This window comes from Spirosoma horti, assembly GCF_054776595.1.
Map to the genome: position 1 here is coordinate 513,459 of NZ_BAAHBQ010000004.1, position 17,146 is coordinate 530,604.

Annotated in this window: 15 protein-coding genes; 9 read left to right on the top strand and 6 right to left on the bottom strand. The window is 51.1% G+C overall.

Features of this window, described 5'->3' with window-relative positions:
- Nucleotides 1-316: 316 nt before the first annotated feature.
- Nucleotides 317-3,607 carry a S41 family peptidase gene (locus ACYVAM_RS13795; RefSeq protein WP_461067865.1) on the top strand — a complete coding sequence of 1,097 codons (3,291 nt, stop codon included), beginning with the start codon at nt 317-319 and terminating at the stop codon, nt 3,605-3,607.
- 119 nt (nt 3,608-3,726) lie between these two features.
- On the opposite strand, the gene ACYVAM_RS13800 is transcribed toward ACYVAM_RS13795, so the two are convergent.
- A complete protein-coding gene (locus ACYVAM_RS13800; protein WP_461067867.1) occupies nt 3,727-4,230 on the bottom strand; it encodes a DUF6265 family protein in 504 nt (167 codons plus the stop codon).
- A 170-nt stretch (nt 4,231-4,400) separates the two neighbouring features.
- Between ACYVAM_RS13800 and ACYVAM_RS13805 the strand changes: the two genes are divergently transcribed.
- From ACYVAM_RS13805 to ACYVAM_RS13815, 3 genes are all read left to right on the top strand, one after another.
- Entirely contained in the window at nt 4,401-5,306 is a 906-nt protein-coding gene (locus tag ACYVAM_RS13805; protein WP_461067869.1) for a DnaJ C-terminal domain-containing protein, read from the top strand.
- An 88-nt stretch (nt 5,307-5,394) separates the two neighbouring features.
- A complete protein-coding gene (locus ACYVAM_RS13810) occupies nt 5,395-5,688 on the top strand; it encodes a chaperone modulator CbpM (protein WP_461067871.1) in 294 nt (97 codons plus the stop codon).
- A 135-nt stretch (nt 5,689-5,823) separates the two neighbouring features.
- The gene (locus ACYVAM_RS13815; protein WP_461067873.1) at nt 5,824-6,945 is read left to right on the top strand and encodes a DmpA family aminopeptidase; all 1,122 of its coding nucleotides are present in this window, start codon (nt 5,824-5,826) and stop codon (nt 6,943-6,945) included.
- A 10-nt stretch (nt 6,946-6,955) separates the two neighbouring features.
- Here ACYVAM_RS13815 and ACYVAM_RS13820 read toward each other — a convergent pair whose 3' ends face one another.
- From ACYVAM_RS13820 to ACYVAM_RS13830, 3 genes are all read right to left on the bottom strand, one after another.
- Entirely contained in the window at nt 6,956-7,522 is a 567-nt protein-coding gene (locus ACYVAM_RS13820) for a hypothetical protein (RefSeq protein ID WP_461067875.1), read from the bottom strand.
- 98 nt (nt 7,523-7,620) lie between these two features.
- Nucleotides 7,621-9,687, bottom strand: coding sequence for an OPT family oligopeptide transporter (locus tag ACYVAM_RS13825; protein ID WP_461067877.1), 2,067 nt, complete (start codon nt 9,685-9,687; stop codon nt 7,621-7,623).
- A gap of 82 nt (nt 9,688-9,769) precedes the next feature.
- Nucleotides 9,770-10,438: an AlbA family DNA-binding domain-containing protein gene (locus ACYVAM_RS13830; RefSeq protein WP_461068325.1), complete on the bottom strand. Its 669-nt coding sequence runs from the start codon at nt 10,436-10,438 to the stop codon at nt 9,770-9,772.
- A gap of 219 nt (nt 10,439-10,657) precedes the next feature.
- Here ACYVAM_RS13830 and ACYVAM_RS13835 point away from each other — a divergent pair, with 219 nt between their 5' ends.
- On the top strand, nt 10,658-11,131 hold the full coding sequence (locus ACYVAM_RS13835; protein ID WP_461067879.1) for a sterol desaturase family protein: 474 nt from the start codon (nt 10,658-10,660) through the stop codon (nt 11,129-11,131).
- A gap of 110 nt (nt 11,132-11,241) precedes the next feature.
- Here the strand turns inward: ACYVAM_RS13835 and ACYVAM_RS13840 are convergent, their stop codons facing one another.
- Nucleotides 11,242-11,463 (bottom strand): DUF2795 domain-containing protein, encoded by a 222-nt coding sequence (locus ACYVAM_RS13840; RefSeq protein ID WP_009284883.1) that lies wholly within the window; start codon nt 11,461-11,463, stop codon nt 11,242-11,244.
- 317 nt (nt 11,464-11,780) lie between these two features.
- Here ACYVAM_RS13840 and ACYVAM_RS13845 point away from each other — a divergent pair, with 317 nt between their 5' ends.
- Nucleotides 11,781-12,509 carry a copper homeostasis protein CutC gene (locus tag ACYVAM_RS13845; protein ID WP_461067881.1) on the top strand — a complete coding sequence of 243 codons (729 nt, stop codon included), beginning with the start codon at nt 11,781-11,783 and terminating at the stop codon, nt 12,507-12,509.
- Between the two features lie 35 nt (nt 12,510-12,544).
- Here the strand turns inward: ACYVAM_RS13845 and purU are convergent, their stop codons facing one another.
- Entirely contained in the window at nt 12,545-13,450 is a 906-nt protein-coding gene (gene purU, locus ACYVAM_RS13850; RefSeq protein ID WP_461067883.1) for a formyltetrahydrofolate deformylase, read from the bottom strand.
- 80 nt (nt 13,451-13,530) lie between these two features.
- Between purU and ACYVAM_RS13855 the strand changes: the two genes are divergently transcribed.
- The 3 genes from ACYVAM_RS13855 (at nt 13,531) to mog (ending at nt 17,050) form a co-directional block, all read left to right on the top strand.
- Complete coding sequence (locus ACYVAM_RS13855) at nt 13,531-14,544, top strand: isoaspartyl peptidase/L-asparaginase family protein (RefSeq protein ID WP_461067885.1); 1,014 nt, start codon at nt 13,531-13,533, stop codon at nt 14,542-14,544.
- A gap of 95 nt (nt 14,545-14,639) precedes the next feature.
- The gene (locus ACYVAM_RS13860; protein ID WP_461067887.1) at nt 14,640-16,460 is read left to right on the top strand and encodes a glycosyltransferase; all 1,821 of its coding nucleotides are present in this window, start codon (nt 14,640-14,642) and stop codon (nt 16,458-16,460) included.
- 65 nt (nt 16,461-16,525) lie between these two features.
- Nucleotides 16,526-17,050, top strand: a complete 525-nt coding sequence (gene mog / locus ACYVAM_RS13865) for a molybdopterin adenylyltransferase (RefSeq protein WP_461067889.1) — start codon at nt 16,526-16,528, stop codon at nt 17,048-17,050.
- Nucleotides 17,051-17,146 lie beyond the last annotated feature (96 nt).

Below are 17,146 nucleotides of genomic sequence, written 5' to 3' on the forward strand. Positions count from 1 at the left end.
GGTAACCGGGAAAACTGTTTCTCGAATTTGCTGCTACCCACTAAACAGTCCGAGTCGCTCTGGTAACGCATCTCCCGCGTTTCGTTGATACTTGGCTTGAGCAACCCGCCCAGACAAATCCTTCGGTTCGACGAAACCAAGTAATTTGGCCAGATCCCATACGCGAAGCAAAAGCCTGGCAAACCTTTATATAATTTGCCAAATCCGCATAACAGCCGTATTTTTATAGGGTAATGCATCCGGAATAAATACCTTTTGCGAAGCAACCTTTCCAAGTCCAATTACCCAACTCATCAAGCAGCTGATCCATTTTCCAATGTCCACCTCGACTACATTTACCTTTCTACGATTTGCCTTATTCTTTGCCATGGCCTTGCCTGTAGCCGGGCAATCGCAACCAGCCATACCCACGCCCAAATTCGCCTTTGCCGAGCCGAGCCTCTCACCCGATGGAGCCGAAGTCGCGTTTGTGTCGGGTGGTGATATCTGGACAGTACCCACCGCTGGTGGCGAAGCTCGGCTACTGGTTTCCCATCCTGACAATGAATCCCGGCCACTCTATTCGCCGGATGGCCAATATCTGGCCTTCGTCTCGTCCCGCACAGGCAACGGCGATGTGTATCTGCTGACGCTGGAAACCGGCGCTATAAAGCGGCTTACCTACGATGATGGCGCCGAGGTGCTCAATGCCTGGTCACGGGATGGCAAGATGGTGTACTTCCAATCAACCAGCCGGGATATTGCCGGCATGAACGACATCTACCGCGTTTCGGTGGCGGGTGGCACGCCCATGGCCATCACCGCCGACCGATACGCCAACGAGTTTTATGGCGCTCCCTCGCCCGATGGCAAAACGCTGGCTTTTTCGGCACGGGGAATTGCCTCCAACCAATGGTGGCGGAAAGGCCATAGTCACCTCGACGAAACCGAACTCTGGCTGTATCATACCGACGCTAAAAAAGCCGGTGCGGCTTACGAACGCATTACCGAAGGTGGCGCAAAAGAGCTTTGGCCGATGTGGAGCCAGGATGGTAAATCGCTCTTCTACGTTTCGGATCGGTCACAGGCGCAGAATCTCTGGACCCAACCCTTGGGCGGAAAACCTACCATGCTCACAACGTTTACCAATGGACGGGTTTTGTGGCCGTCTATTGCCTACGACGGCAAAGCCATTGTCTTTGAGCGCGACTTTCAACTCTGGAAATACGACATGGGCAGCCGCCAGGCCGCACCAATTGCCGTTCGGCTTCGGGGCGTGGCCGCAAGCCCGGCTGTTGACCGGCTGAAATTAACGAATCAATTTCGCGAGCTTAGCCTGTCGCCCGATGGCAAAAAAGTGGCTTTTGTGGCGCATGGCGAAGTGTTTGCTGCTTCAGCCAAAGACGGTGGCGATGCAACCCGAATCAGTCATAGTGCCGCCAATGAATCACAACCCGTCTGGACACCCAACAGCCGGAGCCTTGTCTATACCTCAACGCGCGACGGTGTGTCACACCTTTACCGCTACGATTTCGCCACCCGCGATGAGACCCGCCTGACCGACGGCACGCTGGATGATGGATCGCCGGTGTTCTCGCCCGATGGCAAATCGCTGGCTTACGTTCGGAATGGCCAGGAATTGCGCGTACTGGACATCGCGACCAAAAAGGATCGTTTGCTGAAGAAAGCCTATCTCGGACGCCCTCCTTTCAGCGCAAACGGCTCGGTGGTCTGGTCACCGGATGGTAAATGGGTTGCGTTTGCCTCCTACGGCGCAAAGACCTTTCGAAATATCTCCATTATTCCGGCGGCTGGTGGCGAAAGCAAGCCCGTTAGTTTTCTGGCCAATACCTTTGGCGGTAACGTAAGCTGGAGCCCCGACGGAAAATACATCCTGTTCGGTACAACCCAACGCACCGAAACCGCCCAGATTGCCCGTATCGATTTGGTGCCCCGTTCCCCTAAATTCCGCGAAGATCAATTCCGGGATTTATTCAACGAAGAAGTCCCCAAAACGTTAAAGCCAGCGCCTACATCGCCCGCTGTTGCTAAAACGGCTACCCGCGACACCAGCTCGCTCGCCCTCGGCGACACGGCGAAACTAAGCCGGGGTGGCGCTACGAAGATCGTCTTTGACGACATTCGGCAACGGTTGAGTCTCCTGCCGGTGGGCGTCGATGTCGATGCGCATTCGATCAGCAAAGATGGAAAAACACTCCTCCTGATTGCGACCGTGGCGGGGCAGCAAAATTTGTATACCTATTCACTCGATGAATTAGGACGCGATCAAAGTGTGGCCCGGCAGCTGACCTCAACAGCAGGCAGCAAAACCGGGGCACAGTTTTCGCCCGATGGGAAAGAAATCTTTTACCTCGAGCAAGGTCGGATTCAGTCGATTGCGCTGGACAAGCGCGAGCCAAAACCGCTGGCCGTAACCGCCGAAATGGACGTTGATTTTGGCGATGAAAAAGTACAGGTTTTCCGGCAAGCGTGGGACATTCAGAATAAAGGTTTCTATGATTCCACCTTCCACGGGGCCGACTGGAAAGCGATCCGGGCGGAATATGAACCACTGGCAGCGGGTTCGCGCACGCCCGACGAATTGCGCCGGTTAATTAGCCTCATGCTGGGCGAACTGAACGCGTCGCACTCGGGCATTTCGGCTCCGGCAGGTTCCATCCAGACAACCACAGGTCGGCTTGGGCTACGTTTTGACCGAGCCGAGTACGAGAACACTGGCAAACTGAAAATTACGGAAGTTATCGCCCTGGGTCCGGCCGCTCTATCCGGAACGATCAAACCGGGCGATTACCTGCTCGGCGTCGACGACACAAAAATTACGGCCACGACGAATCTTGACCAGTTGCTGGAAAACCAGGTTAACCGTCGACTTTCGCTCCTGATTGCCTCATCGCCCACGGCTCCACCGCAGGAAGTGACGGTTCGCCCGGTTAATCTAACGACTGAAAAAGGGCTGTTATACAAACAATGGGTGCAGCAACAGCGCCAGTACGTTGAGAAAGTGAGCGGTGGTCGGCTTGGCTACGTACACATGTACGATATGTCGGCCGAATCACTGGCGCAGTTGAGCCTCGATCTGGATGCTGATAATCATGCTCGTGAGGGCGTCGTGGTCGATGTTCGCAACAACAACGGCGGATTCGTCAATGCGTATGCGCTGGATGTGTTTACGCGCAAAGGCTACATGACCATGACCTCGCGCGGCCTTCCGGCGGCTCCGGCACGAACACAACTGGGCCAGCGGGCGCTGGAAACGCCAACGATTCTGGTAACAAACCAGCACTCGTTGTCCGATGCCGAAGACTTTACGGAAGGCTATCGGACGCTCAAAGTAGGCAAAGTCGTGGGTGAACCCACGGCAGGCTGGATCATTTACACCTCGGCCGCGCAACTCATCGATGGCTCAAACCTGCGGTTACCGTTTTCAAAGATTACGGATAATACGGGCAAAAACATGGAGTTGGCACCCCGCCCGGTCGACATCGCCGTATCCCGGCCCATTGGCGAGAGCTTTACGGATAAAAATATTCAGTTGGATACGGCTGTCGCCGAGCTGATTAAAGAATTGAATGAAGCGAAAGCGTCCAGGTTGAGTAGCGGGAAGTAAAGAGTTTACGCCTACCAAGTACCGGGCCCAGCCTCTCGTCAGTTTGAGAGGCTGGGCCCGGTACTTGGTAGTTTTCTGTCTGGAACAAGCTTCAGCTTTACTCAGACAGAAACTACGCCTTATTTCACCCGATTGAAGACAAATAAATCGGCAAAGGCCCAGTTCCCATCTTTCTGTTGACCGCGTTGGATGGCAAGCTGATCCTTACCCCGTTTCTCGTAAATAATCCGAATGGAGCCGTCCTCTTTCTCGAAGAGCGCCTTTTCCTTACCAGCTTCGATAAACTTGTAGCGGTCCGATTGATCTTTCTCTTCCTGCCCGATCAGGCCGGGTTTAAAGTGCTTGACCAGAACGACGGGCCCCTGTTGTGTCTGCTCAAAAATCAGCATTTCGTACATGCTGACTTTGTCATCTTTCATCATCCGCATAAAGCCGGTCAAGTTATCGCCAACGGGCGCAATCCAGGCCGCTTCGATGGGGCCTCCATTGAAGGTTCCCCGCCAGCGTCCTTCCATAAAGGCAACATCGGAAAGGGAACCTGCTTTAACGGCTGTCTGGGCCTGAACGACTATAGCGGTCAAAGAACAAAAGAAGAGAAGAATAAGCAGGAAATAGTTTTTCATTGATTTTACCGAGTTGATTTTTATTGGCTAAAAACAATAATTTACCCTACATCTACCTACCCATGCAGCAATCATTTCCCACCCATAAAAACAACCTTCCCACCCAAATATGTGTTTATAGAGGAAGTTACTAGCTATCATTCACCTATAGATACCCGCCCTTATATAACATGGACTTTATCGATTATTATAGCGTTCTGGGCGTACCGAAAACGGCCTCGGACGAAGATATAAAGAAAGCCTACCGCAAACTGGCCCGGAAGCACCATCCCGACCTGAACCCGAATGATGCGGAGGCCAATAAAAAATTCCAACAAATCAACGAAGCAAACGAGGTACTGAGCGACCCCGAAAAACGCAAAAAATACGATCAGTACGGTAAAGACTGGCAGCATGCCGATCAGTTCGAGCAGCAACGTCAGCAACAGCGCTCACGTCCGCAATATGCCCAGGGCGATACCGGCGACTATGATTTCTCGGACGGCTTTGGCGGGGCCGATTTCTCGGACTTCTTTGCGTCGATGTTCGGCCAGGATGCAGGACCGCGAGGAAGCCGCCAACAGGCTAAATTTCGCGGACAGGATTATCAGGCAGAACTGCATCTGAACCTGAAAGATGCCTATACGACGCATAAACAAACACTCACGGTCGATGGAAAAAACATTCGAATCACCGTGCCGGCGGGTATCGAAAACGGTCAGAAAATAAAGCTGACGGGTTATGGCGCACCGGGCGTTAATGGCGGCCCTGCCGGTGATCTATATATCACGTTTGTTATCGCCGACGATAGCCGTTATAAACGCAAGGGAAATGACTTGTACGTCGATGAAGAGATTGACCTGTACACGGCACTATTGGGTGGCGAAAAGATCATCGAGACCCTTGACGGCAAGGTAAAACTAACCGTTCCGCCCGAAACCCAGAATGGCCGGAAAGTCAGGCTGAAAGGCAAAGGATTTCCGGTTTATAAGCAGGATGGTTCATTTGGTGATCTGTATGTTCAATGGCAGATAAAACTTCCAACCAACCTCACCGACGAGCAAAAAGATCTTTTCCGACAACTAGCCAGTATGTAAATAGACGTGTGGTATTTGGTTTACGGTCATTTTGCCCATGATCGAACCGATTACAAACGACATGCCGTAAACCGTAAACTTTCTTCCTATGCAGCCCAATCACCTTATCTCCGTCCGTGAATTCTGCGTACACAATCATGTCGAAATCACATTTATCCAATTTTTGGCGCAGCAGGGTCTTGTCGAAACCGTAGCGCTTGAACAGGTTGTTTATATTCAGCCTGAGCAACTTCCGCGCCTTGAAAAATTTGTTCGGCTTCACCAGGATCTGGCTATTCACCCCGATGATCTTGACGTTGTAAACGATCTGCTGGACCGGATGGAAGACCTCCAGCAGCAAGTAACGCGGCTACAGAATAGGCTCATTTTCTACGAACGTTAAGATAATCCGTTCAGCCGGGTAAACCCAGAAGGCACCAGCGTAGTATGATTAACGAGGCATTCTCTCATGGGAGCGATGGGCAAATAGCGGATGGCCATGTATATTAGCCTGACAAAGCGCTCAAAGCTCCTCATAATGCCGTTCCTTCACTACCTGCTGGCCACTACGCTGCTTACTATTGTTCAGTCTGCACTGGCTCAGCCATCCAAACGCCCCCGCGACTATGGTATCCGGTTTGGTGTATTGCCCACGGGTCCGCTCAATGCAATTACCGATGTGCCGGGCGTTCTCGTCGGGCAGTTAACGCTCCAGCAGGATCAGACCATCCGCACGGGTGTTACGGCCATTCTTCCTCATAGCGGCAACCAGTTTCAGCAAAAAAACCCAGCGGCTATTTACATTGGAAATGGGTTTGGTAAACTGATGGGCTACAGCCAGGTCGAGGAATTGGGTACGCTCGAAACACCAATCATTTTGACCAATACCCTCAGTGTGCCCACCGCTGCGGATGCGTTGATTGATTACACACTCGCGCAAAAAGGCAATGAACAGGTCCGGTCGGTCAACGCTGTGGTGGGCGAAACCAACGACGGCTTTTTAAATGATATCCGAGGGCGGCATGTTACAAAACAGCATGTGCTAGACGCCTTGAAACAGGCAAAAACGGGCTCTGTTGCCGAAGGGAACGTTGGGGCCGGAACGGGTACCGTTTGCTTTGGCTTCAAAGGTGGCATCGGTACATCATCGCGCAAATTACCAGCATCCTTGGGCGGCTACACGGTTGGCGCGCTGGTGCAAACAAATTTCGGGGGCGTTTTACAGATTGCCGGAGTACCCATTGGCGTGGCGTTGGGGCGTTATGACTTTAAGAAAAATCTGGATGGATCGTGCATGATGGTTATTCTGACCGATGCGCCGTTAGACGCCCGCAACCTCAAACGGCTGGCCAAGCGGGCGTTTATGGGCCTGGCCCAAACGGGTGGTATTGCTTCGAACGGCAGCGGAGATTACGTCATTGCGGTATCCACCGCCTACCAGATTCCGCATGAGACAACCAGCTCGTTCGATGAACAGAAAGTTCTGCGTAATGACAATGTCTCACCGCTATTTATGGCTGCTATTGACGCAACCGAAGAAGCCATCATCAATTCGTTGTTTGCCGCCCAAACGCTCACCGGCGATCAGGGTCATCAGGTAGAACAGTTGCCGGTCGATAAAGTGGTGGAGTTGATTCGGAAAGCAGGCCAGCTCCATTGAGCCGTTTCAGCTAGTTACGTTCCAGTTTCCCCTGACCACTTCGTATGGCTAATTTAACCAGACCATATACGATCAATCCCAGCACAATGGCGGTTACCATCCACTTCAGGTTCGTTAGCAGCGAACAAAACGCCGTCGTAACGGGTGAAGTAGCTGGATAAATGTTGAGCAAATAGACAATACAGCTATTCTCCAGGAGATCAAAAATCAATATACTGACGGGCAACACATTGACCAGCCGGAAAGAGGTGTACGTTCTGTGTCTGAATAACAAGGTTAGTAAGATACAGAATAAAAATGTGTAGATGAACGGATAGGCAACGTCGAGTGTCAGTTCGCCCTGGGCATAAATAGCCCGTCCTTCCGGCCCATATTCCCCAATCATTTGACTAATTCTGGCCGGGTTATAGCCAACCAGCAAATCGATTGGCCCAATAGACTGGCCTGCCTGAGCGTTAATACTTGCTTCGAGATTTTTTAAGAAATAGGCCGGAAAGGGCACGAAGATGCCAATAGCCAGTACTAGCGTTTTCCAGGAGGAGAGTCGGTAAAAAAGAGTAGATAAGGTATTAAGCATGGACATGAAAGCTAAGCCTGGCGAACATAACTTGTTAATAAACGCTAATTCCCCACTCCTTACCAACAAAGTCCGCTTAGTTTACTGAGCGGTGGTTCCTAGCCCTCCTGCCTGCCTTCTCCTACTCGCCAAAGTATGACGGCCAGGCCTACAAAGGCTAATGCACCCAGTAGCATGTAGCCGCCCTCTCCCAGGGCTCCGCTCAGAAATGGTTCCAGCGTAAGTTTCTGCAATCCAGTATAAATTGATTCATTGACTGACAGTAAAGCCACGGCAACCCCCGCCAGGGCTCCGCCCGCAACCAGTCCCGTTGCAAACAGACTTCCCTTTCCCAAATCAGCATCCTCTTCCACAGTACCTTTTCGCTTTGCATTCCAGTCAACGATTGCTTTTACAAGCCCACCCGCAAAAATGGGCAGCGTTGTCGATAGCGGCAGGTAGAGTCCTACGGCAAAGGCCAGCGCGCTGACCCCACATAACTCGAATACGAACGCAATGAACACCCCGACCAGCACAAACTGCCAATCAAGGTTGAACGACAGAAGCCCTTTGATGAGGGTGGCCATCAGCGTCCCCTGTGGCGCCGGGAACTTGTCGGAGCCGATGGCGTGGGTGATGCCCTGTGCCAGCAGATCGGGCGTAGGTGTATCCAGAATTTTTACCGTGGCACCAACAACCAGCGATGAGACAATAACGCCAATGAACAACGCCATTTGCTGATACTTTGGGGTAGCGCCAACGATATACCCTGTTTTAAGATCCTGGGAGGTAGCCCCCGCGTTGGCAGCCGCCACGCAAATCATGCTCCCAACAACCAGAACGGCGGGTTCAAACGCTTTTCCCGTCAGCCCGAAACCGATAAAGATGAGAGCCGTACCCATAATGGTGGCAATGGTCATTCCTGATACCGGCGACGAACTAGACCCGATAAGCCCCACAATTCGACTGGCGACGGTGACGAAAAAGAACCCGAAAACGATGACCAGGACAGCAATCAGTAACTTGGTCAATATCGAATCACCCGGAATCTGGGGTAATACGACCATCAATATCGCCAGCACGATACTACCGATAATGACAATTCGAACATTCAGATCCTGCTCCGTACGGGCAATGGTGCTCTTACCGCTCAACGCTTCCTCGGTTTCCATTGCACTAATAGACGCCCGGCTGAAACTTTGCCGAAACGACGAGATAATGGTTGGAATGGTCTTGATAAGGGTCATAAATCCACCGGCCGTAACGGCTCCGGCTCCAATTTGCCGAATATAGGCGCGATAAACGGCTGCGGCCGTGTCAGTAAATGTATGCGTTGATGGATTCCAGCCACCCGGCCCACCCGCCGTTTGAAGGTTGGCCAGATAACCGAGTTTCTGTAACTGTAGCGCAATGGTATCGCCCGGCACAACCGAGGCTAGTAGCGGAATGAGACCAAGCCACGCCAGAATACCGCCACCAACCAACACTGCCGATATACGAAAACCAATGATGTAGCCTACACCCAGGTACTCGGGCGTTATCTCCCCCGATACCTGCGCTGATGGAAAATAGCGATTGGCTTGTTTCGTTGCCCAAACCGGCACCTCCGCAATGACGTGTAGTACTTTTTGCAGAAAAGCATAGAGCAATGCCACTCCTAAACCTAGATAAGCTGTTTTGGCAAAGTCGCCCCCTTTCTCACCCGCAATCAAGACCGACGCACAGGCCGTTCCTTCGGGGTAGGGAAGTGTGCCGTGTTCCTGCACAATCAGCGACCGCCGAAGCGGGATCATCATTAGGGTGCCGATCAGCCCGCCCAAAATGGCTAACGTAAGAATTGTCCAGTAGTTAAAAAAGTCGGCACCGGTTCCGTTGGTCAGGAACAGGAAACCCGGCATGGTAAAGACAACGCCTGAGGCAATGCTCTCCCCCGCCGACCCGGTGGTTTGAATGATGTTATTTTCGAGAATAGTGGTGTTAAGGAACCGGCGCCCCAGCGAGATAGCCAATACGGCAATGGGAATGGAGGCCGATACGGAAAGGCCCGCTTTTAAAGAAAGGTAGACGGTAGCGGCCCCGAATAAAACGCCAAACACCGAGCCGGTTATAATCGCTTTAAGGGTAAACTCGGCGGGCGATTCCGTTGCGGGGACAAACGGTTTGTGGGCAGGCGTGGGTAAGGACATTATCGTAGGGTTTATTGGGCTTCATTCCTGAACCCAACAAAGTAAGACATTCTCCTAACATACCGAACGATACCCGTTAACTTTATTGAAGCACCCGTGTCGTGTATTTATCCATTACGTCGCTGGGATGAATGTCAAGTACGTGCGCCAGCACCAGCAAGACCAGCGTTCGCGATGCGATTCGACGGGAAATACCCGCAATAGACGCAAACAGATCAACCGTTATGCTGTTGTGTTCGCCGAGGTGTTGCATCAGTTTGCGCTCTTTCTCGCCGTAATGAAAGCGGATGTCACGCTCCGCCTGTTCGCCCTTTAGAATCTCACGCACTTCGCGGCTGGCCTGCACAGACTTGTCGCCCACACGCACGTAGACTTTCTTATTGTCGGGTTCGGCCGGATCGGGAATAATGTAGTGCGGGCGAGTCGGGCTGCGTGGCACGCGAATGACCAGCACTTCGCGCTCGTCGTAAAGCTGCACCCGTTCGATGGTGTAGGAAATGCGCGGAAAACAGAATTTGTTAATGGCCCGGACGAGCAGGTATTCGTCCTCATCGGCGTATTTCAATCCCGGAATTTTCTTGTCGTCTCCGACGCCGATGAGCATGATACCTCCGTTTGTATTGGCGAAGGCGACCACGCCCCGAATAATTTTTTCGGGATGATTTGTTTTCAGCTTGAACTCTAGATTGCTACCCTCTCCCCGTTTGACCAGGTTCTTGAGTGCTTGATAGTCCATAACCGATGGGTTCATCTGGTTGACAACTGACTCCCTATAAAGATACGGCTTTTCCACAAACTTGCAATTATTTGGCTCGTATCTCTACTTTGCCATAAAATCCGGATTTAATAGTGTCAACTTTTTGATGCCACAAACCGTTAGCGAAGTAGATAATCTGACAAATAAGACAGAACCGGCGAAACGCTGACACGTCTGTTATTTTCTTATCTGTACTACTAAAGAAACACAAAAATGCTGGTAAATGTTGCTTTGGTTATTGGGACTTTCCTGTTTATGGAAGGCGTGGCTTGGTTTACGCACAAGTACATTATGCACGGTTTTTTATGGAGCTGGCACCGCGACCACCACAATCACCATAACGGTTTTTTCGAGATAAACGATTTGTTCGCCGTCGTCTTTAGCCTGACCGCCATCGGTATGTTTCTCGCGGGTGTTATCGACCCGGAATTAGGCTTCCTGACCTGGATTGGCGCTGGTGTGACTCTATACGGGCTGTTCTATTTTATTTTCCACGATGTCATTGTTCACCGGCGCGTGAAGGTGAAACTTGATACCAGCGGCCGATATATGCAACGCATTATGCGGGCGCATTACATTCACCATAAAGTGCATACGCGGGAAGGTGCAGAAGCCTTTGGGTTTCTCTACGCGCCCAAAAAATACGACCGCCCCGTAAAAACCGTCAAAGCGGAAAACCAACTCTAAATCGACCCCGGCTTAATGTGTGATTGGTTGGCTATTCATAACCAGCAAACACATAAAAAAGGCGTACTCCAGGTAAGGGATACGCCTTTTTTATAATGATGCCCGAACGGCTAATACTCGTCTTCGTTGAAAAAGAAGTCATCTTTGGTTGGATAATCCGGCCAGATCTCTTCAATGCTCTCGTAGGGCTGCCCATCGTCTTCGAGTTCCTGAAGGTTCTCAACGACTTCGAGTGGAGCTCCAGAGCGAATCGAGTAATCAATTAGTTCGTCTTTAGTGGCAGGCCAGGGGGCATCTTCCAGATAGGATGCCAGTTCGAGTGTCCAGTACATAGTATGTCCGATATTTGAATGACTATTTTTTCAATGGGTGCAAAAGTAAAAAAACCGTTAATATCCAAGCTCTTTTTAGCAAAAATGTTCGCGCTTGGTCTTCTGAATGGATTTAGGCCATTAACGTGAAAAATAGATGATTGTTTTTCTTCCGTAAAAGAAAGGCGTCAATTAGGGTTTCGAATACAGATGAAAAGCAGATAGAAGCCCCTATTTTAGTTACTTCGGTTTCGTTACCTATCTGTCAATAAGTTCTAATATAGTCACTACGAGGCTATTTCCCAAATTTCTTTCTCATCTCTAGCTCACGTTGTTTCATGCTGATAGAAGTATGTGCCTATTCGCTTAATTCATGCCTTACTGCTCAACGAGCCGGGGCTAGTCGGATCGAACTGTGCGGTGGCCTAGCCGAAGGGGGCACAACACCCAGCGCAGGCCTTATTCAATTAGTCCGCCAACAGGTAACAATTCCGTTGTATGTGATGATTCGACCACGAGGAGGAGATTTTTTCTATTCGGAAACCGAACTAGCCGTCATGAAAGCGGATATCCAATTGGCAAAAGCACTAGGGGCCGACGGGCTGGTATTTGGTCTTTTGCAACCCGACGGATCGGTTGATGAAGAAAGAACCCGCCAGCTTGTCGATCTGGCCAATCCGCTTCCTGTTACATTTCACCGGGCGTTCGACATGACCCGCAACCCACTCGAAGCCCTCGAAGCCGTTATTCGAACGGGGGCCGTCCGGATTCTTACGTCTGGTCAGCAGCAAACAGCCGAGCGTGGTTTACCTGTTCTCCGCCAACTCAGCCAGGCAGCCGCCGGACGAATCGAAATTATGGCGGGTGCGGGCGTGAATGCTCAAAATGCCCAGTTATTCATTGATGCCGGTGTCGACGCCCTGCATTTAAGTGGCGGCCAGAAAGAAGACAGCGGCATGGTTTTTCGGCAACCGTCGGTGTCCATGGCGTCATCGTTGCCTGGCGAGTATGAAAACATTGAAGCCAATGAAGATAAAATCCGGGCTGTCGTTCGGCTTGCCCCGTAACGCGAACAGGATCGGGGGTGCCCGTGCGTTCCGCGTTACAAAACAATGGCCCGATTGCCCGATATAAATACGCGGTCATTGAACACTAATTTCAGCGCCTGCGACAACACGATTTTTTCTACGTCTTTTCCTTCCGTCGCCATATCGGCCGCGGTGTGACGGTGGTCCACTTCTTTTACATTCTGAGCAATGATTGGGCCTTCATCCAGATCATTATTGACAAAGTGAGCCGTTGCACCAATGATTTTAACACCCCGTTCATAGGCTTGCCGGTAGGGATTGGCGCCCACGAAAGCCGGTAAAAATGAGTGATGGATGTTAATGATCCGGTTTGGGAAACGGTTGACAAACCCGGCGGTGAGCACACGCATGTACTTTGCCAGCACTACGTACTCGGGTTCATAAATAGCCATCGTCCGCAAAATTGCCTCCTCGTGTTCTTCCCGGGTTCTATCTTCGTGTGAGATGTAATGGAAGGGAATTCCGAACTTACTAACCAATGGCTGCAGACTATTGTAGTTGCTCACAACGGCCAGAATGTTGGCATCCAGTTCATCGAACGCGTAGCGAATCAGTAATTCCCCCAGGCAGTGGTGCTCCTTCGTCACCATCACGACAATGTTCTTTTTCCGCTTGGGATTCAGGCGAAACGTAATCCCCGACTGCTGGGCAGCGCCTTCCACTTGATTACCATACCCAGGCACTGTGGTTTGTAGCTCATTGAGCAACGCGGCACTGTCGAACACATCAGTAGCCCCTTCTGCCTGACGTGAACTAGACTCAAATTCCGTCCGCATAAAAAACCTTCCTGACGGGCTCACATATTCATCATTGTGAATGATGTTTAGACCGTGCCGGAACAATACGCCCGTCACGTGATAAATCAGGCCCTTACTATCCGGGCCATCCATGAGCAATATGTGTTTATCGGAAAGCGTCATACTTCGTTTTGAATAAATCGTTTAAAAGTAGTAAATGCCTGCCGTTTATTCCTTTAATTTGAGCCGTAAGCCCTATATCAATGGTAAATCGACGCCGTTTTCTAACTCTTAGTTCACTAGCCGGACTTGTTCCTTCGCTGTCATTCAGCCACTCAAAATTAATGCACTCAGGTTCATCAAAGAAGCTTCAGGCTCTTGATTCGCCTGATTCTGACATACCTACAGCCGGGCCATCCCCGCTGGTTATTTCAACCTGGAAACAACCCAAGGCCAACGCAGCAGCTCAGGCGGTGCTTGATCGGGGCGGGCGGGCCCTGGAGGCCGTAGAAGCTGGGGTTCGGGTGCCCGAAGCCGACCCTGAAGATATGAGCGTTGGCTATGGAGGCCGCCCCGACCGCGATGGTCATGTGACTCTTGATGCCTGCATTATGGACGAAAAAGGCAATGCAGGCGCTGTTACGTTTCTGGAGCATATCATGCACCCTATTTCTGTGGCACGGGCCGTTATGGAGAAGACGCCCCACGTGATGCTTACCGGTGAAGGAGCCCTCAACTTTGCCCTTTCCCAGGGGTTTAAGAAAGAGAATCTGCTCACTAAAAAAGCCGAAAAAGAATGGCGTGAATGGCTTAAAACAGCCAAGTATAAACCCATTGCCAACATTGAGCGGCACGATACCATCGGTATGCTGGCCATTGATAGCAAAGGCGATATTTCGGGAGCCTGTACCACCAGCGGGCTAGCGTATAAAATGCGCGGCCGCGTTGGCGATTCGCCTATTATTGGGGCAGGCTTGTTCGTTGATAATGAAATTGGGGGAGCCTGCGCCACCGGACTTGGTGAACTGGTGATGCGTACCTGCGGCTCATTTTTAGTTGTCGAATTAATGCGGCAGGGGCGCACGCCACAACAGGCTTGTGAAGAAGCAGCCTTGCGCATTGTTAATAGACAGGAATTCAAAGATATACAGGTTGGTTTCCTGGCCGTTAACAAGAAAGGCGAGCACGGGGCCTTCAGTATTCAGCCAGGATTTAACTTCACCTTATCGCAAGACAAACAGACGCAGGTGACCAACGCCAAGTCATATTTAAAATAAACAAATTTATCTCGCATTGTTTATATCGTTTACTTGCACGGAAAACAGCCAGGAAGTCGTCGTAATTAACCATTGCGCCAAAACAACTAACTAATTTGGAAGCGGTATTCTCAACATCGAAGCGTAAGTTACTACTCGAAATCGCCTGGGAGGTGTGTAATCAGGTAGGCGGGATTTATACGGTTATCCGGTCGAAAGTGCCGGCAATGGTTGAAAAGTGGGATGATAATTATGTCGCTTTAGGCCCTTATTTTCCACAGCGGGCAGCCGCTGAATTTGAACCCATCACGGATTCCGACGAAACTGAAATCGGCCAGACAGTTCGCAAGATGCGGCAGTTGGGCTACCGCGTCGAGTATGGATACTGGCTCGTTACCGGTCGCCCACGGGTTGTCTTGTTCGACATTAGCAGCATTACGCCCGAGCAGCTCAACAAGATAAAAACCGACCTCTGGCTCAATTATCAACTCTCTACCCTGAATGTTGAAGACCTCGTTAACCAGACGATTGCCTTCGGCGAAATGGTGCGCCTGTTTATTACCCTACTGGCCGAGGACCACGCCCGGCGCGTCGATTTCGTGGCGCATTTCCACGAATGGATGGCCAGCACTGGGCTGCCCGACCTGCGTCGTGACAATGTGAAAGTGGCCACCGTTTTCACTACCCACGCGACTATGCTTGGGCGTTATCTGGCCCAGAACGAACCCGGTTTTTATGGCAAATTGCCATTTTTTGACTGGAAACGGGAAGCGCAGCATTACGGCATCGATTGCCAGGCCACTATCGAGCGGTTATCCGCTTTACAAGCGCACGTTTTTACAACGGTGAGTGATGTTACGGCTCGTGAATGTGAGGTTTTTCTGGGACGAAATCCTGATCTTGTTTTGCCCAACGGCCTCAACGTAACACGCTTTGCGGCTGTCCATGAGTTTCAGAACCTGCACGTTCGCTACAAGCAGAAAATTCATGAATTTGTGATGGGCCACTTCTTCCAGAGTTATTCATTCGACCTGGAAAAAACGCTCTACTTCTTTACCTCCGGTCGTTTCGAATTTACGAATAAGGGCTATGACCTCACGCTCGAGGCACTGGCACGCCTGAACTATCGGATGCGGGAAGCTGGTATGGACATGACCGTGGTGATGTTTATGGTCACCAAACAGCCCTATACCTCCATCAATCCCGATGTGCTTCACTCACGAGCCCTGCTCGATGAAATTCAGGAAACCTGCGAAAGCATTGAGAAACAGGTGGGAGAGCGTTTATTTCAGGCAGCCGCTTCCGATCCACAGGGTACGACACTGCCCGATCTGAATAACTTCGTTGATGAGTACTGGCGGCTCCGGCTCCGGCGCACGGTACAAAGCTGGAAAACCAAGCATCTACCACCCTTCGTAACGCACAATCTGGTGCAGGAGGATGATATGACGCGGTTTATTCAAAAAGCGAATCTGGTCAACAATGAATTCGACCGCGTAAAAATCGTCTATCACCCCGATTTTATTGCCTCGACGAATCCACTCTTTGGATTAGATTACAGTCAATTTGTGCGCGGGTGCCACCTGGGCGTATTTCCAAGCTACTACGAGCCTTGGGGATATACACCTCTGGAGTGCGTAGTCCGGGGAATTCCAACGGTTACCAGCGATCAGTCGGGCTTTGGTGACTTTATCATGCAGATCATGCGTGATTACGAGAATCGAGGCATTTACGTAATCAACCGCCGGACGCAGTCGTTTGAAGAAGCGGCAGATCAACTAGCCGATGTGCTTTATCGCTTTGTGCGCATGGCCCAGCGTGACCGGATTCAGCAACGCAACCGCGTCGAGAGCATTGCCGATGTCTTCGACTGGAGCAGCCTCCGTTCCTACTACGACACGGCGCATGATTTAGCGCTGAAACGGCGGAAACCGTAAAGTAACCTTTACTATTTTGCGTTTAAACGTTCGGTTGAGTTAGGCTTGATCGCTTACGCTTTTTTATGATAAAAATTGGCATTATTAACGTTTCGGACAGGGCCAGCGCAGGCATATATGAAGACATTCCGGGAAAAGCCGTTGTTGGCTTTCTGACGGAATGGCTCAGTTGCGAATGGCAACCCGTGTACCGCATCATCCCTGATGAACAGGATCAACTGGAAGCCACGATGATTGAACTGGCCGACACGGAAGGCTGCTGCCTGGTCGTCACAACGGGCGGCACCGGCCCCGCCCTTCGCGACGTCACCCCCGAAGCAACGGAAGCCGTTTGCCAGAAGATGATGCCCGGCTTTGGCGAGTTGATGCGACAGGAAAGCCTCAAATATGTACCGACGGCTATCTTATCGCGCCAGACGGCGGGCATCCGTAATCAGACGCTCATTCTTAATTTGCCGGGTAAGCCGAAAGCCATTGGTCAATGCTTGTCGGTCGTTTTCCCGGCTATTCCCTATTGTATTGATCTGATCGGTGGGCCATTCCTGACCACACACGACGATAAAATGCCTGTTTTCAGACCCAAAAGCTAGATTCCCCAGCTTTGCCTGGGTGTACCCACGGACTTCAGCCTGTATTCCTTCCAACTTATACACGGGCTGAAGCCCGTGAGTACACAATAACTCCAA